The 22,854-nt window shown below is 61.7% G+C and carries 18 protein-coding genes, 1 tRNA gene and 1 pseudogene; 9 read left to right on the forward strand and 11 right to left on the reverse strand.

What is annotated here, in order from left to right:
- Nucleotides 1-195: 195 nt before the first annotated feature.
- A complete protein-coding gene (locus tag HMPREF2993_RS13795; protein WP_246822321.1) occupies nt 196-1,359 on the forward strand; it encodes a lamin tail domain-containing protein in 1,164 nt (387 codons plus the stop codon).
- Nucleotides 1,346-3,481: an ExeM/NucH family extracellular endonuclease gene (locus tag HMPREF2993_RS13800; protein ID WP_246822323.1), complete on the forward strand. Its 2,136-nt coding sequence runs from the start codon at nt 1,346-1,348 to the stop codon at nt 3,479-3,481. The genes HMPREF2993_RS13795 and HMPREF2993_RS13800 overlap by 14 nt, the downstream gene beginning before the upstream one ends.
- Before the next feature lie 100 nt (nt 3,482-3,581).
- Here HMPREF2993_RS13800 and HMPREF2993_RS13360 read toward each other — a convergent pair.
- Nucleotides 3,582-3,798: pseudogene (locus HMPREF2993_RS13360) on the reverse strand (IS256 family transposase); the annotation flags it as partial.
- A gap of 326 nt (nt 3,799-4,124) precedes the next feature.
- Here HMPREF2993_RS13360 and HMPREF2993_RS12980 point away from each other — a divergent pair.
- Both HMPREF2993_RS12980 and HMPREF2993_RS13365 read left to right on the forward strand, forming a co-directional pair.
- Nucleotides 4,125-5,072, forward strand: coding sequence for a trypsin-like serine peptidase (locus HMPREF2993_RS12980; RefSeq protein ID WP_158010531.1), 948 nt, complete (start codon nt 4,125-4,127; stop codon nt 5,070-5,072).
- Nucleotides 5,026-5,442 carry a hypothetical protein gene (locus HMPREF2993_RS13365; protein ID WP_049154756.1) on the forward strand — a complete coding sequence of 139 codons (417 nt, stop codon included), beginning with the start codon at nt 5,026-5,028 and terminating at the stop codon, nt 5,440-5,442. The genes HMPREF2993_RS12980 and HMPREF2993_RS13365 overlap by 47 nt, the downstream gene beginning before the upstream one ends.
- A 707-nt stretch (nt 5,443-6,149) precedes the next feature.
- Here the strand turns inward: HMPREF2993_RS13365 and HMPREF2993_RS02685 are convergent.
- The 3 genes from HMPREF2993_RS02685 to HMPREF2993_RS13370 are packed head-to-tail and all read right to left on the reverse strand — an operon-like array spanning nt 6,150 to nt 9,866.
- A complete protein-coding gene (locus tag HMPREF2993_RS02685; protein WP_049154755.1) occupies nt 6,150-6,836 on the reverse strand; it encodes a DUF2334 domain-containing protein in 687 nt (228 codons plus the stop codon).
- Nucleotides 6,837-6,890: 54 nt separating this feature from the next.
- Nucleotides 6,891-8,999, reverse strand: coding sequence for a S9 family peptidase (locus HMPREF2993_RS02690; RefSeq protein ID WP_070700883.1), 2,109 nt, complete (start codon nt 8,997-8,999; stop codon nt 6,891-6,893).
- Nucleotides 9,000-9,008: 9 nt separating this feature from the next.
- Entirely contained in the window at nt 9,009-9,866 is an 858-nt protein-coding gene (locus tag HMPREF2993_RS13370; RefSeq protein WP_070700885.1) for a phosphoribosylaminoimidazolesuccinocarboxamide synthase, read from the reverse strand.
- 64 nt (nt 9,867-9,930) lie between these two features.
- Here HMPREF2993_RS13370 and HMPREF2993_RS02700 point away from each other — a divergent pair, with 64 nt between their 5' ends.
- Nucleotides 9,931-10,737 (forward strand): hypothetical protein, encoded by an 807-nt coding sequence (locus HMPREF2993_RS02700; protein ID WP_046649289.1) that lies wholly within the window; start codon nt 9,931-9,933, stop codon nt 10,735-10,737.
- A gap of 198 nt (nt 10,738-10,935) precedes the next feature.
- On the opposite strand, the gene purB is transcribed toward HMPREF2993_RS02700, so the two are convergent.
- Both purB and purD read right to left on the reverse strand, forming a co-directional pair.
- Nucleotides 10,936-12,375: an adenylosuccinate lyase gene (gene purB / locus HMPREF2993_RS02705; RefSeq protein ID WP_070700887.1), complete on the reverse strand. Its 1,440-nt coding sequence runs from the start codon at nt 12,373-12,375 to the stop codon at nt 10,936-10,938.
- A 39-nt stretch (nt 12,376-12,414) separates the two neighbouring features.
- The gene (purD, locus tag HMPREF2993_RS02710) at nt 12,415-13,689 is read right to left on the reverse strand and encodes a phosphoribosylamine--glycine ligase (protein WP_070546744.1); all 1,275 of its coding nucleotides are present in this window, start codon (nt 13,687-13,689) and stop codon (nt 12,415-12,417) included.
- A gap of 34 nt (nt 13,690-13,723) precedes the next feature.
- Here purD and HMPREF2993_RS02715 point away from each other — a divergent pair, with 34 nt between their 5' ends.
- Entirely contained in the window at nt 13,724-14,152 is a 429-nt protein-coding gene (locus HMPREF2993_RS02715; RefSeq protein WP_046649286.1) for an HIT family protein, read from the forward strand.
- Between the two features lie 3 nt (nt 14,153-14,155).
- On the opposite strand, the gene HMPREF2993_RS02720 is transcribed toward HMPREF2993_RS02715, so the two are convergent.
- The 3 genes from HMPREF2993_RS02720 to HMPREF2993_RS02730 all read right to left on the reverse strand — a co-directional run bounded on the left by HMPREF2993_RS02720 (nt 14,156) and on the right by HMPREF2993_RS02730 (nt 17,232).
- A complete protein-coding gene (locus HMPREF2993_RS02720) occupies nt 14,156-15,610 on the reverse strand; it encodes a sensor histidine kinase (protein ID WP_070700889.1) in 1,455 nt (484 codons plus the stop codon).
- A gap of 11 nt (nt 15,611-15,621) precedes the next feature.
- Nucleotides 15,622-16,326, reverse strand: a complete 705-nt coding sequence (locus tag HMPREF2993_RS02725; RefSeq protein WP_046649284.1) for a response regulator transcription factor — start codon at nt 16,324-16,326, stop codon at nt 15,622-15,624.
- A 132-nt stretch (nt 16,327-16,458) separates the two neighbouring features.
- A complete protein-coding gene (locus HMPREF2993_RS02730; protein ID WP_070700891.1) occupies nt 16,459-17,232 on the reverse strand; it encodes a MerR family transcriptional regulator in 774 nt (257 codons plus the stop codon).
- Nucleotides 17,233-17,312: 80 nt separating this feature from the next.
- On the opposite strand from HMPREF2993_RS02730, the gene HMPREF2993_RS02735 reads away from it, so the two are divergent.
- Nucleotides 17,313-18,602, forward strand: a complete 1,290-nt coding sequence (locus tag HMPREF2993_RS02735) for an MFS transporter (RefSeq protein WP_070700893.1) — start codon at nt 17,313-17,315, stop codon at nt 18,600-18,602.
- Between the two features lie 66 nt (nt 18,603-18,668).
- Here the strand turns inward: HMPREF2993_RS02735 and HMPREF2993_RS02740 are convergent, their stop codons facing one another.
- The gene (locus HMPREF2993_RS02740; protein WP_070700895.1) at nt 18,669-20,414 is read right to left on the reverse strand and encodes a pyruvate dehydrogenase; all 1,746 of its coding nucleotides are present in this window, start codon (nt 20,412-20,414) and stop codon (nt 18,669-18,671) included.
- A gap of 169 nt (nt 20,415-20,583) precedes the next feature.
- Between HMPREF2993_RS02740 and HMPREF2993_RS02745 the strand changes: the two genes are divergently transcribed.
- Together HMPREF2993_RS02745 and HMPREF2993_RS02750 are read left to right on the forward strand one after the other, a co-directional pair.
- On the forward strand, nt 20,584-22,083 hold the full coding sequence (locus HMPREF2993_RS02745; protein WP_070546760.1) for an MFS transporter: 1,500 nt from the start codon (nt 20,584-20,586) through the stop codon (nt 22,081-22,083).
- Entirely contained in the window at nt 22,070-22,597 is a 528-nt protein-coding gene (locus tag HMPREF2993_RS02750) for a TetR/AcrR family transcriptional regulator (RefSeq protein WP_046649279.1), read from the forward strand. Before HMPREF2993_RS02745 ends, HMPREF2993_RS02750 begins: the two co-directional genes overlap by 14 nt.
- 40 nt (nt 22,598-22,637) lie before the next feature.
- Here HMPREF2993_RS02750 and HMPREF2993_RS02755 read toward each other — a convergent pair.
- Nucleotides 22,638-22,710: transfer RNA gene (locus HMPREF2993_RS02755), tRNA-Thr, on the reverse strand.
- Between the last annotated feature and the right edge of the window lie 144 nt (nt 22,711-22,854).

Below are 22,854 nucleotides of genomic sequence, written 5' to 3' on the forward strand. Positions count from 1 at the left end.
GCCCCGCCAGTCTATCCCGCCAGCGGGAAAGATTCGGAATCTTTGGGGTGGTGAATTCAAACCAAACGGCTGAAGAATTCTTGGGGAATCCCGGCTTAACCCCCAGCTCGCGCGTTGTCCTCCGGTATCCCGTGGCGGCGAAGGCAGGTAGAACCAGATGCGTTGTCATTTTCTCGCTGATTAAAGGAACCTCTCATGCGCCTCACACGCATCGGCTCTCTCGCCATCGCTGCATTAGTGTCTACCTGCGTCGTTGTCCCCCAGGCCGGCGCCGCGGTGGATGGCTCCACTGCCGTCATCTCGGAGGTCTACGGTGGCGGCGGCAACAAGAACGCCCCTTTCACCAACGACTTCATCGAGCTCTACAACCCAACGGGTTCCGCCATCGACCTCACCGGATGGTCCGTGGAGTATTTCTCGTCCAAGGGCAACTCCGGCGGAAAGACCACGCTTAACGGTTCCATCCCGGCTGGCGGCTACTACCTCATCCAGGAAGGTGGCGGCGGCACAGGCGAGCCGCTGCCCACCCCGGATGCTGAGGGCGGTCTCAGCATGTCCGGCTCCAAGGGCTCGGTGAAGCTTTACGACGCCTCCGGGGCCGAGGTCGACGTGGTGGGGTACGGGGAGACGTCGCTCAGCGAGGGCTCCCCTACCTCCTCCTTGAGCAACACCACCTCCGCGCAGCGTGATGACGCCGGCACCGACACCGACGACAACGCCGCCGACTTCAGCACCGCCGGCCCGACTCCTACCTCCTCCGGCGGCGGCGCCACCGCGCCGGAGAACCCGCAACCGGAGGACCCGCAGCCGGCCGAGCCGGGCGCTACCGTTACCATCCCGGAAATCCAGGGCACCGGCGCGGAGTCCCCACTCAAGGGCCAGAACGTCACCACCCAGGGTGTTGTCACCGCCATGTGGCAGGGTGAGAAGTCCCTCAACGGTTTCACCATCCAGACTCCGGGCACGGGTCAAACTGCGCCGACCGAGGCCTCTGAGGCCGTCTTCGTCTACACCGGCGGCACCGGCTTCTACCCAAAGATTGGGGAATCCGTCGAGGTTACTGGCTCCGTCGACGAGTACTACGGCCAGACCCAAATCGCCCTAGCCCAAGGCTCCGTCCTCGACACCGCACTCGATCCCGTCACCCCGCTGTCCCTCGACGCCCTGCCGGAAGGCGACGAGGCCCGCGAAAAGCTCGAGTCCATGCTGCTCAAGCCAGGCGTACACACGGTGACTGATAACTACGGCCTCAACCGCTACGGCGAGTTGGGCCTGGCCCCGGGTACGGAGGCGCTGCGCCAACCTACCGATATCGTCTCCCCCGGGTACTCAGGAACAAAAGGACATGGAAGCGTCTAACGCGGCAAAGTACGTCATCTTGGACGACGGTTCCACGCGCGACTTCTCCCGTGATGGTGCGTCCACGAAGCTGCCCTACATCATGCAGAACGGCTCGGATGTGAAGACCATCCGCACCACCAACCAGGTGGAGTTTGCCGACTCTGGCGTCATCCTGGGATACGGCCACGAGCAGTGGCGCTTCCAACCCACCACGATGATTACGGGTGATTCCGCTACCGCGGACCTGCCGATTACGTGGGACCCGGCCCGCCCGGAGGCTCCGCAGGTCGCTGGTGATTACACCGTGGCGGCGTTTAACGTGCTGAACTTCTTCATCAACCTAGGTGAGGACAACGGCGCGAAGTCCTACAAGGACCGCTTTGGCAACGGCGTCGGCTCCGACAGCCCCACCTTCCGCGGGGCGTGGTCCGAGTCCGCGTTCAATGACCAGAAGGGCAAGATCCTCACCGCGCTGGAGGGCCTCGATGCCGATGTCATTGGCTTGTCGGAGATCGAAAACGCCGCGAACACCGTGGGTGGCACCTATGACGATGCCGTGAAGTACCTCGTAGATGAACTCAACTCCCGCGCGGGTTCTGAGAAGTGGGATTACGTCAAGGCCCCAGCGAACTCCGCGGCGGACACGGATGTCATCCGCACCGCGATTATCTACAAGAAGGACCGCGTCCAGCCAGTAGGTGAGGCCACCTTGCTAGAGGACGAGCGTTTCAAGGGCACCGCCCGCACCCCGCTCGCCGCCGAGTTCCAGCCCGTCTCCGACAAATGCACTGCTGAGGGCCTGGATTCCTTCGTGGTGGTCACCAACCATTTCAAGTCCAAGGGTTCGGTGGCTAAGGGCGACGAGGACACCGGCGACGGCCAGGGCAACAACCCCAACGTGCGCAATGCCCACGCCCAGGCAGTCCTGGATGGTTTGTCCAAGCAGCCACAGTGGCAGGAGAAGGCCACTTTCGTCATGGGTGACTTGAACGCTTACTCCAAGGAAGATGCCATCTCCGTCTTCCGCAACGCCGGCTACACCATCCCGGTTGAGGAGCTCAACGCACAAGAGGACTGGCAGGACGTGGCCTCCTACCAGTTCTCCGGCCGCCTCGGCTCCCTCGACCACATTCTGGCCAACGAGCACGTCGACGCCCAGGCCGCACAGACCTGGAACATCAACTCCGACGAGCCCATCGCCATGGAGTACTCCCGCCGTAACTACACCGGCGGGGACGTCTTTGAGTCCGATAACCCGTACCGCTCCTCCGACCACGATCCGGTCAAGGTGGGCTTCAACCTTGCCCAGGTTTCCCGCTCTGCTGACGAGCTCAAGGACTGTGACAAGGCCGAGGACCCAGCGCCGACTGACGACGCCCGCGGCATCAAGTCCGTCACCATTGACGACAATGGACATCTCATCATCACCTACACCGACGGCACCACCGAGGATGCTGGCAAGGTCGTCGGCTCCGATGGCAAGGACGGTAAAGACGGCGACAAGGGCGACAAGGGCGATGCCGGCCAGGACGGTAAGGACGGCGCCGACGGTAAAGGCGGCCGTGGTATCAAGTCCGTGACTACCAACGACAAGGGCGAGGTGGTCGTCACCTACACCGACGGCACCTCTGAGATTCTCGGTACCCTCGCCGGTTCGAAGGGCGACCAGGGCATGCCGGGCCGCGATGGCTTCGATGGCGCACCAGGCCGCGACGGCACCGATGGCCGCGATGGCGCAAACGGTAAAGACAGCAAGGACGGCCGCGGTATTAAGTCCGTGACCACGGATGCCGACGGTAACCTCGTCATCACCTACACCGACGGCACCTCAGAAACCGTCAAGTCCGGCGACAAGCCGGCGACCCCGGCAGGTGGTTCCTCTGTGAGTGAGCGTTGCTTGCCGACGGTCCTCGGCCTCACCATCCCAGCAGCCCTCGCCATCCCACTGGCCTTCCTCGGGAACATCAGCGCGCAGTTCAATATCCCGGGCCTTGAGCCGGTACAGAAGCAAATTGAGTCGCTGACGTACAACGTCACGCGCAACATCCCACGCGAGGCTCAGTACGCAGCTGGTGGTATCGGCCTGCTGGCAGTCCTCGGCATCATTGCCGCTGCCTGTGTCCCAACCGAGTCTGAATAGAGCGCTCTCCCGAGTTTAATGTGTGCGTTTTGTATGTAAGCCTTGGACTCAAGGTCATTTTTCTCCGAGCGTAACGGACATTTCGTGTGGATTTAGGAACCCCGCCCCAGCCTTTTCTTACGCCTAGGCTGGGGTTCCATTCGTAGTCGATGTGGGCGTCGTATGTGGCTGGTCGCCGTTTGGGTGGCCGCGCCGTTTGAGTTCTTCTTTCGCCCAGGTAGCGCGTGGTGCTTTTCTCCTTGGCGTTCGAAGTCTTGTTACTTGGCTAACTCCAGTGGCGCTACAGGTTCTTCGGTGTGGGTATCGAGCCACCAGTCTGAAGGGTCCCAAGTTTTGTCCGTCATGGATAAGCTTTCAAGTCATGCCCGGAGACAACAGGTCCATATAGCTCCCGCAGAGAAAACCAACCCCGACTAACCCACCCACGAGGTTGGCAACCTATATAGGATCCCCAGCGCAGCCGGCCAGTCGGACCCGATGAAACAAGAGGCCACCCCTCCCCTATTTGGGGGAACACGAGGCAACATCAAACCGCCTGACGGTTGCACGGCCCTTTTCGATGCCTCATAATTCACTGCAAGGTGAATGGGAATTACCCCAGTTCACCCCACACATCATCATCTCTCACCTGCAAAGGATACTCATGAAGTTCTCTCTTCGGAAATCTACTATCGCAGCAATAGTGGCTACAATAACCTGTCTGTCCCCCACCGTAGCAAATGCTCAAACCCAAGCATTTCACGACTCTGTGGTGGGCGTGTCAGAAACAGGCGAGGAGCTATTCCTGCCAATTGCAACTGATAACGATGACCTCAACTCTGGCACGGAGGCAGTTGGACTTTCCGGATTTCCAAACACGGCGACCTCCCAAGACCGCGAAACCACGGTAGGGACTTACTCGATTATCGGTACCGATGATCGGCAAAAGGCATCTCCCAACCCGGCTATCGTCCAGATCCAGCGAGACGGCTTTAACCATTGTACTGGCTGGATGATTTCACCAGATACTCTCATTACGGCTGCCCACTGCCTTTACGAAAAAGATAAGCAGCGATGGACTCCAAAGCTCATTTTCCGTCCATCAGATTGGAGCCAGTGGTCTTATACCTTTGCGTCCCAAAAGTGGGTATCCGCCAAATACCCCACTACCGGGTCCGCCGATCACGACTGGGGAGTTGTAAAGTTTGCAAAGCCGATTTCTTCCAGCTGGTTTGGAATTAAACCGAGCGATACTTCTTCCGCTTTCTCCGGGCAAAAAGCAACTGTCACCGGATTTCCAGGAGAAAAAGGCGAGGGCCTGATTCGCGACTACGGACAACTGTGGACAATGAGCGGAATCCTTCAACCAGGAACCCAAACTCGACTCTGCTATAACTTGGACACCACGGGCGGACAAAGCGGCTCGCCAGTCTATACCACAGACAACGCTGCCATCGGCATTCACACGCATGGCATCAGCGATCTCGGCTGCCCTGAAAACAGTGCCCTACGTATCAGCCCAAGCATGCTAAATACCTTCAATGACATTAAGGAGATCCAAAACAATGCAACCACAGATCCCGGTTCCAGCTCAGGTTCAAGCTCTCATTAATAACCCCAGTAACCTTCTCGGACTCATTGGTACCGTTCTGGGCATTATTTCCCTAGTTGTTGCAATCAGTGTCGGCCAAGGCCTCCCCAACGATGGGCAGTCCAAGCCTAATGCAGGAGAATCAACGATTCGCGTTGTAACCTCCAGTGGTAACTCGGCAGGCGAATGTAAGCTTATTGGCCTTTCGCAGGAAAAGGTACACACGACTAATGCCAAAGGCGTGTACTTCTACGCGTTGGAACCTGGTTCGCATACCATCAACGCATCTTGTTCAGGGCTTTCCAGTCTTTCCTCCGCGCGAGCGCTCGAGGGTAGTCAGGAAGTAACCGTGAATGACGAGCCGGTGATGGTAAAGATTGTTGTTAAGTAGATTGGCCCTAACTTTCTTGGTTCTAAAGAGCTAAGAGAAACACGCGTGTGCCCCCAGGGAAACCTCCTGGGGGCACACGCTTTTCAATGAACCACACCTAATTCGAGAGGGAACCGTACTTTCGTACGCGCCCGTATGAGAAGCTGGCGCATTTAATGACAGCAGCAAAACATCATTTTCAAACAAATGAACGCTTTTAAACCTCTGCCCCAAGAGCGCCAAACGCTTATCTGCATGTGTTTACACGGGCAGTTGGCTGTAAACCTGTAAAGACCCCATCACCTTCAATGCACATCGCGATGATCTGTTTGAAGTTAGCCACAAGAACTAGCTTTTCCAAGTAGAAGTTGACGCAACGCCACCGAGTCGTGGCGCCTCCAACACCCCCATGTAGTACCGAGTACGCGCTAGACGCCGCCAACAGTGCAGCCGGACACCCGCCAGCATTACTGACGGAGCTTCCTGCCACTAACTCACTGACCCGCGACGCCGGAATACTCGCTAAGTTCGTCTCTGCTCAGCCAGGTCAAGCCCCTCATAAGAGAGGCTTTTCTCGCTCCGATTGCGGGTGGGGCAATTGAAACCTACGTCCGCTACCGCAATTCGGGGATTGCGCTCGTGAAACACGCAGCCAGCACACCCGACGGGTTCACAAACCTACACCGCGTCTAATTCGGCCACACCCCAAAGAAAAAGAGGTTGGTGGGCTATTCGGCGTGCGTGAAAACGGAATAGTCGGCGGGGCGGGCACCTGCTGCCATGGCGCGCTCGGCAGCCTTGAGGAAATCGGAAACAACCTTGCGGTCATCAAGGTTGCGTCCCGAAATGGACAGGCGCACGGTATTGCCGCGCTCGGCGGAGCGCTCCGCGGCGCGGATGATGTTGCGGCGCCACCACTTCGCAGAACCAAAACCCTCACCAAAGGACAGGTTGCGGGCTTGGTGGAGCTCGCCAGAGCGCAAATCATGGATACCTCGGGTAGAGGCGGCGAAGTCGAAGTCAAACTCGGGAAGGACAGTGAGCGTGCCTTCCGACATGCGCCAGCGCGGCGGCGCAAAGATAGTGGGTTCGAAACCGATCTTTGCCATCTGCCGCGTCGCCCCCTTCAGGCGCAGACGTGCCTCGTGCGCATCCAAGTTCGCGAACTCCGCGCGGCGGCCCTGAACTGCTTGGTCGAAGCCGTTGAGAATGAGCACGCGGCCGCCCTCCGCTTGATCACGCAACCACGATCGCGTCGACTCATCCTTAGCTAGGTGCCAATTGCCATCGATGTGTGGCGCTACGAGCAAGGACACCGGGATATCCGCTTTATCGAACTGCTCCAGCAGGTCAGCGGCCTGCCTTCGGGTGTCGTCGAAGATACTGGAAATCGAAACCAAAAGGTGGCCATGCATAAGGAAAATTATCGCATAGCCACCGCGCCGCCGCGCGCCGAGCGGGGGTGATGCTTAAGCCTCCGCCCCCGTAGCTTGGTTAATCAGCCACGCATACTCGAATGCTGCTTGCCGCCACTTGGCATAGCGGCCAGACACACCACCATGGCCGGCGGCCATCTCCGTCTTGAGGAGGAACTCGCCGCCGGTGGCGACGTCGCGAAGCTTGGCTACCCACTTAGCCGGCTCCACATAGAGCACGCGGGTGTCATTGAGCGAGGTCAGCGCCAGAATATTCGGATACTTCTGCGGGGCGATGTTTTCGTATGGCGCGTAGGAGGCCATGTAGTCGTAGACCTCCGGGTCGTGGTACGGGTCGCCCCATTCCTCCCACTCCACCACCGTGAGCGGCAGCTCCGGCATGAGAATGGAGGTCAGTGGGTCCACGAAGGGCACATTAGCTTCGATGGCCTTGAACCTATCCGGTGCCATGTTCGCCACCGCGCCCATGAGCAGGCCACCGGCGGAACCGCCTTCAGCCACTAAGGTGTCCGGCGTGGTCACCCGGCGCGCGATGAGGTCATCAGCCACCGCAATGAAGTCGGTAAACGTGTTTTTCTTGGCCAGCATCTTGCCGTCGTCGTACCAGTTACGGCCCATCTCACCACCGCCGCGCACGTGCGCCATGGCAAAAATCATGCCGCGGTCCATAAGAGACAGACGGAAAACCGAGAAATACGGGTCCATATTCGCCTCATAGGAGCCGTAGCCATACAGCAACGTCGGGTTCGGCTGCGTGCGGTCCAGATCCGCGCGGTGCACGATGGACACCGGCACCTCCGTCCCGTCCGGAGCCTTAGACCACACGCGGTAGGCCACGTACTCGTCCTTGTCGTAGCCGCCCGGAACTTCCTGCTCCTTGAGCAGCGTGTACTCGCCGGTGGCCACGCGGTAATCAAAGAGCTGTGCGGGCTGAATGAAGGAGGTATAGCTCACGCGCAGCACCGGCGCATCCCACTCCGGGTTGCCGGCCACGCCAACGCTGTAGAGCTCCTCGTTGAAGTGGAGCTCGCTTAACGACGTCCACCCCTCCCGCACGTCCATCACCGCGGCACGACCGATGCCGCCGCGGCGATAGCCCACGACGATCTGGTCGCGGTAACAATCCACGCCCTCGATGCGCACGGAGTCATCGTGCGGCATAAGGACGGTGAGTTCGCGCAGGGCTGGCAGCTCATCAGCAACCGGGCAATACCCCAAAGCAAAGTTGGGGCCGGTGGCATTGTGCGTGACTACCCAGTAGTCGGTGCCCGCCACCACGGCGTGGTCGACGTCGTAGTCCACGCCCGACTCGCGCTCCCAAAGGCAGCGGAACTCGCCCTCGGGAGTGGACTGCTCGAGCACCCACGCCTCATTCGTCGTCTTCGAGCCGGAGACAATCATGATGTACTTCTCGCTGCGGGTCGTGCCCACACCGATTCCGAAACGCGAATCCTCCTCGCGCATGACCACGACGTCCTCCGACTGTGGGGTGCCAACGCGGTGGCGCCACACGGTGTCCGGCCGCCATGCATCATCGACGGTGGTGTAGAAGATGAACTCCTCCCCGACCCACGTCGCACCATAAAAGATGCCTTCCAGGCGGTCCTCCAACAGCTCTCCTGTGCGCAGGTCCTTGATGAAGAGCTCAAAGCGCTCGTCGCCGGCCACGTCGACCGAATAGGCCAGCAGGTCGCCGGAATCGCTCACCGAGGACGCGCCGAGGGCAAAGAAGTCGTGGCCTTCGGCGAGCGCGTTGACGTCGAGAAGCACCTGCTCCCCGTCCGCAGCACCCTCCTCCGGGATGGTCGGCGGAGTCCACGGATCGGAGCCTTCCGACACCGGGATGCGGCAGCTGTAGCCATACTCCTGGCCCTCCTCGGTGCGGCCGTAGTACCAGTACTTACCGCGGCGCTGGGGCACGGACATGTCCGTCTGCTTGATACGGGACTTAACCTCGGTAAAGATGTTCTCCGTCAAGGTCTCCAGGTGTGCGGTGCGCTCCTTCGTGTAGGCGTTTTCCGCCTCGAGGTACTCCCGGGTTTCCGGGGCTTCTTTCGCGCGCAGCCACTCGTAGTTATCAACGAAGCTGCGGCCGTGAAACTCACGCGTCACCGGGCGCTTAGCAGCAATCGGGGCGTTCATTCAGCCTCCTTAAAAAGTGGTTCCGGACAGGCGCTCAAAGGCCTCAACATAGCGCGCGCGGGTGGCCTGAACAACGTCGTCTGGCAGGCGCGGCGGCATGGACTCCTTGTCCCAGCCGGAGTTGGTGAGCCAGTCGCGCACGTACTGCTTATCAAAGGAGGGCTGGACTTTGCCCTCCTCATAGGTATCGGCCGGCCAGTAGCGCGAGGAGTCCGGGGTGAGGACCTCATCGGCCAAGACCAAGGTGCCGTGCTTATCGACGCCAAACTCGAACTTCGTATCCGCCAAAATAATGCCCTTCTCCTCCGCCAACGCGGCGGCTTCGGCGTAGATGCGCAGGGTGGCCTCGCGCAGCTCCTCGGCGCGTTCGCGGCCGAGCTTGTCCACGACGACGTCGAAGGACACGTTCTCATCGTGATCGCCCTGCTCCGCCTTGGTGGCCGGGGTGAAGACGGGCTCGGGCAGGCGGGAAGCCTCGGTCAGCCCCTCGGGCAGCTCGACGCCGCACACGCTGCCGGATGCCTGGTATTCCTTCAGCCCGGAGCCGGTGAGATAGCCGCGGGCGACACACTCGAAGGGCAGCATGTCAAGCTTCTGCACCACCATGGCGCGGCCGAGTACCTCTTCGGGAATACGCTCATCGTCGAGCGGGCCGGCGAGGTGGTTAGGGAAATCAATGACGTCGAAGAAGAACTTCGAGGTCGCTGTGAGCACGCGGCCCTTGTCCGGAATGGCGGGCTCAAGGGCGTGGTCATAGGCGGAAATACGGTCGGAGACCACCATGAGCAGGGTGTTGTCGTCGATTTCGTAGATATCGCGCACCTTGCCGGAGGCGATGTGGGTATAGGAAGAAAGTTCTGGACGCATGACATACATTCTAGACCCGTCTAGACTGCTTCAAGATACGTCCCAATCCCGAGGAGCTAAGCCCGTGCACTCTCGCCTGACCTCCCTTTTGACCTCCGCTGCGCTGGTGGGCGCCGCCCTGTCTGTGCCCGCTGCGCACGCAGCCGACATCTCCGTGCGCGAGTCCGCCCACGGACAGTGGCTGTGCACGATGTCGGCGTCGGCCACGGATCGCGCACTAGCCCGCGATGTCCGGGCGGGCTACATCAACACCATCCGCGCGACCTCGGAGAAGATTCAAGCGCAGTTCCCGAAGCTGGACTTCTCCGCGTACACCTCGCGCGATATCAGCAAGGCTCCGGGCTACGCGGCGACGGTGGCCGCGCTGGGCAAGGCCGGCTACACGGGCGCGGATATGGTCATCATCATGGTCGGCGCGTCCGCCCCGGAGGACCTGGTGGAGGATGAATCGGTGCTGTTGCCGGGGGATGCCGAATACTCCATCAATGCGGCGAAGTCCCGGACTGAGAAGGGACCGGCACCGTTGTTGTCGACGGGTAGCGATTTCAGCCCTAAGCTGCGCGCCGCTCTGGCAGAAAACCAGGCGCAGGAAAAAGAGGCCGTCGATGCCTTCAACGCAGCGCAGGTGCAGTCCTTTGCCGAGTGCGTGGAAGAGCTGCGCAGCCGCGGTGCGCAGGAGGGCATCCAGCCGGTGCCAGAGCTACCCATCCCGGGCAAGACGACGCAGCAGCAAACCTCGTCCACGGGTGCTACGGTTCTCGGCATCATGGCGGTGCTCACCGCTCTGATGATCGGCGGCTACCTTGCTACCAACGGCAAATCCCTCGGCGGCTTCGAGCTGCCGGTGCTGCGCATCCCCGGGATAGCCTAAGAGCTAGTGCAGGGTTGCCCGTGGCCGTGGGAGGAAGGTCATTTCGATCAAATAGGGGCCAGAAAATTGAAGTTCTGGGGCCTTATTTGATCGAAACGTACGTGGACCGGGCCAGCGCGGTACGTTTTCGAAAAATAGCGTCCCGAAAACTCGTCGTTGAGAGGGCTTGTCTGCGAAAACGTACCGCCAAGGGTGAAACTAGAGGATTTCGCCCGGGGTGTAGGCGGCGGCCTTTGGATGCTGGTCAACAATCGCCTTAATGCGGCCCAGAATCTGGCTCACCTGCGATTCGGCAGCGCCGATGAAAGCGTGCTTGTCCGACAGCGCGGCCTCGAGGGCGGCGGCATCGAGCGGCAGGCGCTCGTCGGCAGCCAGGCGCTCAATCAGATCCTGCTCCCCGCCATTCTCACGCATGTTGAGCGCCACGGCGACAGCATTTTCCTTGATGACCTCGTGCGCGGTCTCGCGGCCTACGCCCGCGCGCACCGCCGCCATGAGGATGCGGGTGGTGGCGAGGAACGGCAGGTAGCGCTCCAGCTCGCGGTCAATCATGGCCGGGAAAGCGCCGAACTCGTCGAGCACGGTGAGGAAGGTTTCAAACATGCCGTCGATAGCGAAGAAGGCGTCGGGCAGCGCCACGCGGCGTACCACCGAACAGAACACGTCACCCTCGTTCCACTGCTGGCCGGACAGATCCGCCACCATCGTCAGGTAACCGCGCAGAATGACCTGGAAGCCGCCCACACGCTCGCAGGAGCGGGCATTCATCTTGTGCGGCATGGCTGAGGAGCCGACCTGGCCTTCCTTGAAACCTTCGGTCACGGTCTCGTTGCCGGCCATCAGGCGGATGGTCGTGGCCAGCGAAGAGGGCGCGGCGCCCAGCTCAACGAGCGCAGACACAGCGTCGAAGTCGAGGGAGCGCGGGTAAACCTGGCCCACCGAGTTGAATACGCGGGAGAATCCCAGGTGATCCGCAATGCGGGTCTCCAACGCGGCGAGCTTGTCTTCGGATCCGCCCATGAGGTCGAGCATGTCCTGCGAGGTGCCCATCGGGCCCTTGATGCCGCGCAGCGGATAGCGGCTCAGCAGCGATTCCACGCGCTCGATGCCCAACAGGAGCTCGTCGGCAGCGGAGGCGAAACGCTTGCCCAGGGTCGTGGCCTGGGCAGCGACGTTGTGGGAACGACCCGCCATGACCAGCGTCTGATACTGCGCCGCGCGCTCACCAATGCGCGAGACCACCGCGATGGCCTTATCGCGCACCAGCTCCAAAGAACGCAGAATCTGCAGCTGCTCCACGTTCTCCGTCAGGTCACGCGAGGTCATGCCCTTGTGGATGTGCTCGCAGCCGGCTAGGGCGTTGAACTCCTCGATGCGCGCCTTGACGTCGTGGCGCGTAACGCGCTCACGCTCCGCGATGGAGGCGAGGTTGACGTTCTCAACCTGCGCCTCGTAAGCGGCGATAGCCGAGGCAGGGATGTTGACGCCAAGATCCTTCTGCGCCGTCATCACCGCAATCCACAGCTGGCGCTCCAGGATGATCTTGTGTTCCGGGGACCAGATTTCAGCCATCTCGGGGGAGGCGTATCGAGCGGACAGGACGTTGGAAATGTTCTTCTTTTCAGCCACGTCGCTCATTATTCCACGCCTCACCCCAAAGGAGGCATTATCAGGGGATTAGATGCTAATCTGACCCTTCTCCGCCGGCAGTGCAATGTCCGTGCGGAAGAAGCTGCCCTCCAGCTCGATGCCGCCGAGAACCTCGTAGGCGGCTGCGCGGGCATCAGCGAGGGTGGCACCGCGACCGAGAACGTTGAGGACGCGACCACCGTTGGAGACGTAGCCGCCCTCCCCCGTGGTGGTACCGGCGTGCAGAACCCGGGTGGGATCATCAAGATCCGGCGAGGCAATCGGGTCGCCCTTGCGCGGCGAAGCCGGGTAGCCCTCGGCGGCCAGCACCACGGTGACGGCATAGCCGTCTTCCCACTCCAGCGGCGCCAGCTCCGCTAGCTGTCCGGTAGCGGTGGCATTCAGGACCTCTCCGAGCGGAGACTTCAGCAAAGCGAGCACCGCCTGCGTTTCCGGGTCACCGAAGCGGGCATTGAATTCCACCACGGCTGGGCCTTCCTTGCCCCACGCCAGGCCGGCGTACAGCAAGCCAGAGTACGGGGTGCCGCGCTTGACCATTTCCTTAGCCACGGGGACGCAGACTTCGTCGACGATGCGCTGGACGCCGTCGGCAGGCAGCCACGGCAGCGGGGTGTAGGCGCCCATGCCGCCGGTGTTGGGGCCCTCATCGTTGTCGTAGGCGCGCTTGTGGTCCTGCGCTGGGAGCAGCGGGACGACGGTCTCGCCGTCCACCAAGCAGAACAGGGAGACCTCCGGGCCGTCGAGGAAGGACTCGAGCAGCACCGGGTTGCCCACGGCGTGGACCGCATCAACGTGCGCGCGGGCCGCGTCGCGGGACTCGGTCACCACGACGCCCTTGCCGCCGGCCAAGCCATCGTCCTTAACCACGAAGTGCGGGCCGAAACGATCGAGGGCGGCCTCGATGTCCTCATCGCTGGTGCCGGGGGCGAGCTGCTCCGCGCGGGCGGTGCGCACGCCGGCAGCCGCCATGACATCCTTGGCGAAGGCTTTGGATCCCTCGATCTGTGCCGCGCTTGCCGACGGCCCGAAGACCGCAATGCCGCGCTCGCGCAAAGCATCCGCCACGCCTTTCACCAGCGGCACCTCCGGGCCGATGACGACCAGATCCGCGTCAATATCAACAGCCAGCTCCGTCATGCGCGCAGGATCGTCCACCTGGGAATACTCCGGGTGGATGGTGGCCTGCATCTTATGCGCCGGGGAACCCGGTGCGATGTGCAAATCGGTAACAGAGGGATCAGATTTAAGGCCAGTGAGCAGGGCATGTTCGCGGCCGCCCGAGCCAATAACGAGAATGCGCATGCCGTCTATCTTAACTGGCGGTAGCCTAGGGGCCATGTCTTCCGTATTTACAAAGATCATCGAGGGCGAGCTGCCTGCTCGCTTTGTGTACCGCGACGAGAAGTGCGTGGCGTTTTTGTCCATCGAGCCGCTGCGTTATGGCCACACCTTGGTGGTGCCGGTCGAGGAGGTCGATAAGTGGACTGACCTCGATTCAGAAACCTGGGCACACCTCAACGAGATCGCTCTAGAGATCGGTGGCGCCATCAAGACGGCCTTCGATACCCCGCGTACGGGCTACATCATCGCTGGCTTCGACGTTCCCCATACCCACATCCACCTCTTCCCCACCGAGAAGATGGAAGACTACGACTTCGCGAAGGCCTTCGCTGCCGACGCCACCGACCCCGCCGCCATGGACGAGGCCGCCGCGCGCATCCGCCAGCACCTCGGCACGGATGAGGATGGCCGCCGCGACAGCTAGGCGTTAGCTGCCGTCGGTTGGCGCTTTGGGCAGGCAGATAGTGAAGACCGATCCGCTGCCCAGCTCCGAATCCACGGAGATTAAACCGCCGTGCTGCTCGACGAGTGATTTCACGATGGCCAAGCCCAAACCCGAGCCACCCGTATCGCGGGTGCGCGAGGTGTCTGCACGGTAGAAGCGCTCAAAGATATGGGCCGCGTCTTCGGGGGAGATGCCCTTGCCGTCATCGGCAACGTCGATAAGCACGTGCTCCTCGTCGTCGCGCAAGGTCAGCGTCACCGACGCCTCCTCGCCGCCGTGGCGGATACCGTTGGACACCAGGTTAAGCAATACCTGGTGTAGGCGATCCGGGTCTCCGTTGACCATTGGAATCCCGGAGGCCTCGTTGTTGACGTTGATGGTGCGGCCCGCAAAAGCCGCCCGCGCCGAGGAACCCACTGACAGCACAAGTTCCAGCATGTCAACCTCGCGCATGTCCAGGCGTGAGCCCTCCGCGCGCGTCAGGGCCAGCAGATCCTCCACGAGCAACGACATCCGCTTAGACTCGGCATCGATCTTGCTGAAGACAAACTCCGCGTCCTGGGTAGCCCCCGAGCGGTACAGCTCCGTGTAGCCGCGCAGGCTGGTCAGCGGCGTGCGCAGCTCGTGGGAGGCATCGCCGACGAAGCGGCGCATTTGCTGTTCTTTTTCCTGCGCATCGACGACGGAATTCTGCAGCTGCCCCAGCATGACGTTGAGCGCTGCGGCAAGCTGCCCCACTTCAGTGTGCAGCGGCCACTCCGGCACGCGCTTGTCCAGGTTGCCCGCCGCGATTTGGGAAGCCGTTTTCTCGACCACGCGCAGCGGCCGCAGCGCCCGGTGGATCAGCCACATGCCCACCACCGCGATGATCAGCATGACCAAGGCCGCGATGATCACCTGGACAATCGCCAACCCTTTCAGGATGGAGTTTTCCGTCGTCATGTCTTTGGCGACGACCACCACGGAACCATCCCGTTGGAGTTTGGCCACGGCCCGCCATTCGGTTTCGCCCTGAATCGAGCGCACGGTGGTGGGTTCCCCACCGACGATCACGTTGCGTGCATCGGGCAACGCCGCGATCGGCCGCGTGGTCACCACGGAGCCATCGGGATAGTACGCCAGCGCCACATAATCCGTCGGGGGTCGGCGGCTTCCGTCCTGCGGCATGTAAAAGGACTCGTCGAGGTTGCTGGCCCAGGAGCTGTGGGCGTCGTTAAGCTCGGTGTCCACTCGGGTGTAGAGCACGTTGCGCATGATCGACGACACCGCCAGGGAGGACATGGCCAGGCCAAGCCCCGATACCAGCACCATGAGGACAAGTAGCCACGTGCGCAGGGGCAGCGCTTTGGGGCGCTGCATACGCCGGCGCGGGGTTTTATCCCGCACCAGCGTCACCCCGGATTGTGGGGCCTGAATATTCGCGGTGGGTTCGCTCATAGTGGATGAGCCTACGAGCGCGGCATGCGCAGCACGTAACCGACACCGCGGACGGTGTGAATAAGCGGGGTATCGCCGGTATCAATTTTGCGGCGTAGGTAGGAAATGTAGGACTCGACCACGTTGCCGTCACCACCAAAGTCGTAGTGCCAGACATTATCCAGAATCTTGGACTTGGACAGCACCACCTCGCGGTTCTGCATGAGGTAGCGCAGCAGGTTGAACTCGGTGGGCGAAAGCTCCACGATCTCCCCCGCCTTGGTGACCTCGTGGGTGTCATCGTTGAGGGTGAGGTCGGCATAGGTCATGGTGGCGTCGCCGTCCTGGTCATCCACCGCGTTACCGCGGCGCAGAATCACGCGCAGGCGGGTGATGACCTCTTCCAGGCTGAAGGGCTTGGTGACGTAATCATCCGCGCCAATGGTCAAGCCGTGGATGCGCTGGTCCACGCTGTCCTTGGCGGTCAGGTAGAGCACGGGGCCGTCGAGGCCCTCTGCGCGTAGCTTGCCCAGCAGCTCAAAGCCGTCCATGCCCGGCATCATGACGTCCATGATGTAAGCGTCTGGATTGATCTCACGCGCGATGCGCAGGGCCTCGTTGCCGGAGTTGGCGCTGTGTACGTCGAAACCTTGAAACTTTAGGGAGACGGTGAGCAACTCAACGATATTGGGCTCGTCATCGACGACAAGTACCTTGACGTCCTTCGAATCATCCATGGTCCCGCTTTGGTCCTTTCTCCGCTTCTCTTAACGCCTGGTGGCGCCAGGGATATCTCATTCAAGGTGAGAAGTATTGCACTCTGGCTTCCAAGGGTACTGAGCGGAGTCTGTACGTGCGCTGTGAACCGACTAGTCCCAGGCGAGATTGTCCAGATCCACCCCTTCCGCCTGGGCTTGCGCCTCAATCAGCTGGCGCAAATAGTCGGCGTTACCGCGGTAAGTCTCGTTAAACCGCGGGTCCTCGCAATACATGCGCGCCAGGATCACCTGCTTGGACCTCGACACCGGGTACCACTGGGCGATGAGGGCGCGGTGCTTGTCGACGATCTCCTTCGCCTCCTCGCCGCCCGGTTCAAGTCCTGCGTCCGCGGCCTCCTCTAGCTCGGCCGCAAAGTTCTCATGGTCCACGGAGAATCCCTCCCAGTCCTTCTTCCCCATCGATTCCACGACGGCCGCACTGGCCGCCCATTCTTTGCTGTCGCCCCACTTCTCGTGGGCTTCTTCCTGCAGTTGGGGCCATGCGTCACCCAGGTTCCGCACTTTTTGGCTGGGGCTTAGGTTCTTATCCATTTCAGTCTCCTCAATTAGTCTTTCCACTGCGTACAACATGGCGTCGACGTCGGCTCGCCGCTTCTGCAAGGCCTCGTGTTGGGCGCGGAGGCGGGCCAGGGTGGCTGCGGAAGGGGCGTCGAGAAGCACTGCGATGTCTTTCAGCTCAATCCCGACGCTGCGATAAATCAGGATGTCCATCCCGCGCTGCACGTCATCTTCGGTGTAGAGGCGGTGATCGCCCCCGGTGCGCCACTGGGGGCTAAGCAGGCCGATGTCATCCCAGTGCCGCAGGGTGCGGGTGGTGACTTTCAAAATGCCGGCCACATCGCCGATGCTGTAGTCGTTACGCATGTCGTTGAGCCTAAAAGTTCACGTCGCGTTAAGTGCAACTCCATCCACTCGGCAGGTGTTTTTGCCTACGATAATGAAGCATGACGCAAGCCTCGAAGCGCACTGACCGCCTCACCGTGGCTGCTTGGGCCCTGTGGGATTGGGGTTCGGCAGCTTTCAACGCGGTTCTCGTGACGTTTATTTTCTCGGTTTATCTCACCGACTCGGTGGGCCAGCAGATTGACTCGCAGTTCACCCCGGCGCAGTGGCTGTCGTGGTCCATGACGGTGGCGGGCCTGGTGATCTTTGCGGTGACCCCCGTGATGGGGCAGCGCTCGGACCGGTTGGGCACGCGGCGGCGCGCGCTGGGTTTCTGGTCGCTGCTGACCTTCCTGGTCATGGCCAGCCTATTCTTCATTCGCAATGATGCGCCCGCGTACTTCTGGCTGGGGCTTATCGGCTTGGCGGTAGGTTCGGTGACCATCCAATTCGCCGAAGTCAATTACTTTGCCCAACTCAACCAGGTGGCCTCCGAGGACAAGGTGGGCCGCGTATCCGGCCTGGGCTGGTCGGCAGGCTATTTCGGCGGCATCGTGCTGCTGCTCATCTGCTACTTCGGCTTCGTCTCCGGCGAGGGCGGCGGACTGGGGCTGTCCACGGAGGGTGGCTGGAATGTTCGGCTCGTGGCACTGCTTTCGGCGGCGTGGTTTGGGCTGTCTGCCATCCCCGTGTTGCTGCGCGTGCCGGAGATTGCACCGTCGGGTGAAAGAACGGGCGGCCTCGCGGCCTCTTACCGGGAGCTATGGCGCACGGTGCACACGCTGTGGCGGGAGGACCGCAACGCCTTTGCCTTCCTCTTCGCTTCTGCCATCTTCCGCGATGGCCTGTCCGCGGTGTTTAGCTTCGGCGCCGTGCTGGGCGTGTCCGTCTATGGGCTTTCGCCTGGCGACGTCCTCATCTTCGGTGTTGCCGCCAACGTTGCCGCCGCGCTGGGCGCGGTAGCGGGCGGGCTTATCGACGACCACGTGGGGCCCAAAGCCATCATCCTCACCTGCCTGGCTATCTTGACGCTCATGGCCGGCATCATGTTCGTGGCGCAGGGGCCGACGGCCTTCTGGATCTGCGGGCTCATCCTGTGTCTCTGCGTCGGACCGGCCCAGGCCTCCGCCCGCGGCTTCTTGGCGCGTGTGGCCCCGCCGGGGCGCGAAGGCGAGATGTTTGGCCTCTACGCCACGACCGGCCGAGCCGTGGCGTGGTTGACGCCCTTCCTCTTCGGTGTCTTCGTCTCACTGTTGGGCCAGGGCGACCGGGGAGGCGTGCTCGCCATCGGGCTGGTCCTGCTCGTTGGCGCGCTGGTCCTCATCCCAGTCAAAGACCCCGCGAAGGCATAACGCTTTCGCGGGGTGGAACCGCAGGGTGTGGGTCCCTTTTAATGTGCGGCGCTTAACGCCGACACATTAAAAGTCCTGCGGGCGCGGAATATTGCGCAGGTTGGACTTCGCCATGGAGAGCATCTGGCCCACGCCACCACCGAAGACGGTGCGGGTTGCCGCCTTGGAGAATCCGAGCAGCTGCTCAAAGGTCAGCGTCGGCGGCAAGGAGAGGGCGTTGGGGTCCGTGACGACGTCGATAAGCGCAGGCCCGTCGTAGGCCAAGGCCTCCTTGATGAGGCGCGGCGCGTCCTTCGGATCCTCGATGCGGAAGTGCTTGATGCCCGCACCCTCCGCAATTTTGGCGTAGTTGACGTGCTCGTGGTCGGTCTCATGCTCCGGCAGGCCCTGGACCAGCATCTCCAGCTTGACCATGCCGAGGGAAGAGTTGTTGAACACGAACATCTTCACCGGCAGGTTGTGCAGCTTCACCGTGAGCAGCTCGCCCATGAGCATGGAGAGCCCGCCGTCGCCGGAGAAGGTGATGACCTGGCGGTCCGGGTGCGCCGCCTGCGCACCGATGGCCATCGGCAGGGCGTTGGCCATGGTGCCGTGGCGGAAGGAACCGATCTGCTCGCGCTTACCGTTCGCAGTAATGTAGCGCGCGCCCCACACGTTGCACATACCGGTATCGACGGTGAAGATGGCGTCTTCATCGGCCTGCTGGTCAATGAGGTCGGCGATGTACTCCGGGTGGATCGGCGTGTGCTTCTCGACGCCGGAGGTGTAGGCCTCAACGACGTGATGCAGCTTGTCGTAGTGCTTCTTGAGCATCTTGTCGAGGAAGGAGCGGTCCTTCTTTTCATCGACGTGCGGCAGGATGTTCTCGATGGTGGCGGCGACATCGCCCGTCACCGGGTACTTGATGCGGGTGCGGCGGCCAATGTGGGAGCCATCGATGTCGACCTGGGCCACGTTGGCATCCGGCAGGAAGTCGTTATAGGGGAAGTCCGTGCCCAGCAGGATGAGCAGGTCTGCCTCGTGGGTAGCCTCGTGGGCCGCGCCGTAGCCGAGCAGGCCGGACATGCCGACGTCGAAGGGGCTGTCGTACTGGATGTACATCTTGCCGCCCAGGGCGTGGCCGATGGGAGCCTTGATCTTCTCGGCCAGCGCAAGGACCTGCTCGCGCGCGTCCTTGACGCCAGCACCGACGAAGAGGGCGACGGTCTTGGCCTCGTTGATGGCCTGGGTCAGCGCGGCGGCCTCTGCCGGGTCCGGGTAGACAACCGGACGGCCGGAGGAAATCACGGAGGAGGTGAAGGTGTCCTCTTCCGCCTCTTGAGTGGAGACATCACCCGGGATAACGAGGACGGACACGCCCTTGCCGGCCATGGTGCTCTGAATGGCATGGTGCAAGACCACGCCTCCCTGCTCAGCGGAGTTGACCATCTCGCAGTAGCCGGAGCACTCCTGAAAGATGGCCTCAGGGTGGGTTTCCTGGAAGAACTTCGAGCCGATCTGGCGGGAAGGAATGTGGCTGGCTAGGGCAAGGACCTTGGCGCCGTTGCGGTGGGCGTCGTAAAGCCCCTGAATAAGGTGCGTATTTCCCGGGCCGCAGGAGGCGGCGCACACGGCGAGGTTGCCGGTGGTGAGGGAATCCGCCTCAGCGGCGAATGCCGCGGCCTCTTCGTTGCGGACGTGGACCCACTCGATGGAGGACTGCCGCACCGCGTCCACGATGGGGTTGAGGGAATCACCGACAAGCCCATAGATGCGCTTAACTCCCTGGGCTTCCAAGGTTTCTACGAGTTGCGTGGCGTAATTGCGTGCCATGTTGTACCTCTCTAACTTTTATCGCTAACGGACCCCAGTGTTCTCCCTCCCGGTGGTGTTTCGCCACCATAAAGCTGCCTTCTCACGTCACGCGCACTTTGTGACTTTAACAACAAGTCAACATTCAAGACTTTGAAACTGTAACGACCGTTCGCTATAGTTTCGCAGCATGACAGACGTTCACACGAAAGCCTCCGCAGAGGCCTTAAGCACCTCAGCGACCCGACGGTGGATCTTTTTTAGTGTCATCTCCTTGGGTCTGCTCATGATCGGCTTGGACAACTCGATCCTTTACACTGCCCTGCCGGAGCTCTCCGAGCAGCTGCACGCCACCTCGCTGCAGCAGCTGTGGATCATCAACGCCTACGCGCTCATGCTCGCCGGCCTCCTCCTAGGCACCGGCACGTTAGGTGACAAGATCGGTCACCGCCGCATGTTCGTCATCGGCCTGTGGGTCTTCGGCATCGCTTCGCTGGCCGCCGCACTCGCCCCCGGCGCGTGGGAGCTCGTCGCCGCTCGCGCCTTCCTAGGTCTCGGTGCGTCCATCATGATGCCCGCTACCCTGGCGCTGATTCGCCTGACCTTTGAGGATGAGATTGAGCGCAACACCGCCATCGGCATTTGGGGCTCCATCGCCGTCGTCGGCGCGGCGGCGGGCCCCACGGTAGGCGGCTTCTTGCTCGAGCATTTCTGGTGGGGATCGGTCTTTTTGGTCAACGTGCCCATCGTCATCATCGCGCTCATCCTCACCGCCTTCCTCGCCCCGCCTAATGTGGCGAACCCGGCGAAGCAGTGGGATTTCTTGTCTTCCCTTTACGCGCTGATCACGCTGGCTTCGCTGGTGCTCGTCATCAAGTCTGTCGCCAGCTCCCATCTCAACGCCATGCTTATTGGCGGCGCGCTGGCTGCCTGTCTCATCGGTGCCATCCTCTTCACTCGCCGCCAGCACAAACTAAAGGAGCCGCTTCTCACCTTCGATATCTTCCGCTCGCCCATCTTCAGCGGCGGCGTGTTGGCCGCAGCCGGCGCCATGTTTGGCATGGCAGGGCTGGAAATGACCACCACGCAGAAGCTGCAGTTGGTGGACCTCTACTCCCCGCTGCACGCTGGGCTCATCATTTCCCTCATCGCGATTGCGGCGCTGCCGATGTCCGCGCTGGGCGGGGCTAACCTGCACCGCTGGGGTTTCTTGCCCATCATCGCTGGCGGCTTCCTCGCCATGGCAGCGGGCATTGGCGGCGTGGTGTGGGGCGGCACGCACGAGGTCTTCCCCGCATACCTGGCTGGTCTGTTCATCACTGGCCTCGGCGCGGGGTTCGTGATGTCGGTGTCCTCCACTGCCATCATCGGTGCCGCTCCTGCGTCACGCTCCGGCATGGCCGCGGGTGTGGAGGAAGTGTCCTATGAGTTTGGCACACTGCTGTCGATTGCGGTCACTGGATCAGTGCTGCCAATGCTCTACAAGAGCGGACTGCCCGAGGACATCCAGGACTTAGGCATGGAAGCACTCCACAACCCCGCACTCGCGGAGGCCGCCGGCGCCGCGTATAACGACGCCTACCTAGCCACCGCCGCTGGGCTCGGCGTAGTCATGCTCATTTTTGCCGCGGTCACCGGCTGGTGCTTCCGCAGCAATCCAACCTCAGGAGGTGCCGATGCCACGCGTTAGTAAAAAGGTCGAGGCGCTCGAAAAGGCGCTCGCCATCATCGAAGAGGATGGCGTCCACGCACTGACCTACGATTCCTTGGCCACCGCAACGGGTATGAGTAAGTCTGGGCTCATCTACCACTTCCCCACCCGCCACGAGCTGCTCATTGACTGCCACAAGCTCTGCGCGGAGCGCTGGGAGGAAGAGCTCGTCGGTCTCTCCGACGGCAAGACGGCAGACCAGCTGAGCCCACGCCAGCGCTACCGTGCCGCGCTGGAGTCCATGGGAAAGAATGACCCGCTCATTGAATTGCTCATGTCCATCCACTCACAGTCCCATCCGGACTTCCAGAAGGTGTGGAGGGACGTCGACAGGCGCTGGCTCCCCGATCCTGTCTCGGAGGATGAATCCGTCGTGCTGGCCTCGATCATCGCCGACGGCCTGTGGGTCCACGATCACCTCACCGACCGCCCCCTGCCGCCGCAAAGGCGCCGCGCGCTTATCGACGTCGCCTTGGGCCACCTCGCCGAATAGGCCCTAAAAGAGAGAAAGGGCCTTGAAAAAGGCCCTTTTGAGCTGGAGACGAGACTTGAACTCGCAACCTACGGTTTACAAGACCGTTGCGCTACCGATTGCGCCACTCCAGCACCGCGGCTCATCCGCTATGGGGAATCGTACCTGAGCCCACCCCATGGACGGAAAGCCAGGGTGGTTGCACTGCGAAAAAGCGGCCGTCAGGGGCCCGAAAAGCACTGGCAGGTGCATAAATCCGCGGCAGTTACTAAAGTGCT

Source organism: Corynebacterium sp. HMSC068G04 (assembly GCF_001814885.1).
In the GTDB taxonomy this organism is placed as follows: Bacteria; Actinomycetota; Actinomycetes; order Mycobacteriales; family Mycobacteriaceae; genus Corynebacterium; species Corynebacterium hiratae.

Excerpts from the sequence above, each read along its gene's own strand:
- HMPREF2993_RS02735 (WP_070700893.1), top strand. The coding sequence starts at position 17,313 with ATGACGCAAGCCTCGAAGCGCACTGACCGCCTCACCGTGGCTGCTTGG.
- HMPREF2993_RS13800 (WP_246822323.1), top strand. The coding sequence starts at position 1,346 with ATGGAAGCGTCTAACGCGGCAAAGTACGTCATCTTGGACGACGGTTCC.
- purB (WP_070700887.1), bottom strand. The coding sequence starts at position 12,375 with ATGAGCGACGTGGCTGAAAAGAAGAACATTTCCAACGTCCTGTCCGCT.
- HMPREF2993_RS02725 (WP_046649284.1), bottom strand. The coding sequence starts at position 16,326 with ATGGATGATTCGAAGGACGTCAAGGTACTTGTCGTCGATGACGAGCCC.
- HMPREF2993_RS02690 (WP_070700883.1), bottom strand. The coding sequence starts at position 8,999 with ATGAACGCCCCGATTGCTGCTAAGCGCCCGGTGACGCGTGAGTTTCAC.
- HMPREF2993_RS02720 (WP_070700889.1), bottom strand. The coding sequence starts at position 15,610 with ATGAGCGAACCCACCGCGAATATTCAGGCCCCACAATCCGGGGTGACG.
- HMPREF2993_RS12980 (WP_158010531.1), top strand. The coding sequence starts at position 4,125 with ATGAAGTTCTCTCTTCGGAAATCTACTATCGCAGCAATAGTGGCTACA.
- HMPREF2993_RS13365 (WP_049154756.1), top strand. The coding sequence starts at position 5,026 with ATGCAACCACAGATCCCGGTTCCAGCTCAGGTTCAAGCTCTCATTAAT.
- HMPREF2993_RS02685 (WP_049154755.1), bottom strand. The coding sequence starts at position 6,836 with ATGCATGGCCACCTTTTGGTTTCGATTTCCAGTATCTTCGACGACACC.
- purD (WP_070546744.1), bottom strand. The coding sequence starts at position 13,689 with ATGCGCATTCTCGTTATTGGCTCGGGCGGCCGCGAACATGCCCTGCTC.
- HMPREF2993_RS02715 (WP_046649286.1), top strand. The coding sequence starts at position 13,724 with ATGTCTTCCGTATTTACAAAGATCATCGAGGGCGAGCTGCCTGCTCGC.
- HMPREF2993_RS02740 (WP_070700895.1), bottom strand. The coding sequence starts at position 20,414 with ATGGCACGCAATTACGCCACGCAACTCGTAGAAACCTTGGAAGCCCAG.
- HMPREF2993_RS02730 (WP_070700891.1), bottom strand. The coding sequence starts at position 17,232 with ATGCGTAACGACTACAGCATCGGCGATGTGGCCGGCATTTTGAAAGTC.
- HMPREF2993_RS13795 (WP_246822321.1), top strand. The coding sequence starts at position 196 with ATGCGCCTCACACGCATCGGCTCTCTCGCCATCGCTGCATTAGTGTCT.
- HMPREF2993_RS13370 (WP_070700885.1), bottom strand. The coding sequence starts at position 9,866 with ATGCGTCCAGAACTTTCTTCCTATACCCACATCGCCTCCGGCAAGGTG.
- HMPREF2993_RS02745 (WP_070546760.1), top strand. The coding sequence starts at position 20,584 with ATGACAGACGTTCACACGAAAGCCTCCGCAGAGGCCTTAAGCACCTCA.
- HMPREF2993_RS02750 (WP_046649279.1), top strand. The coding sequence starts at position 22,070 with ATGCCACGCGTTAGTAAAAAGGTCGAGGCGCTCGAAAAGGCGCTCGCC.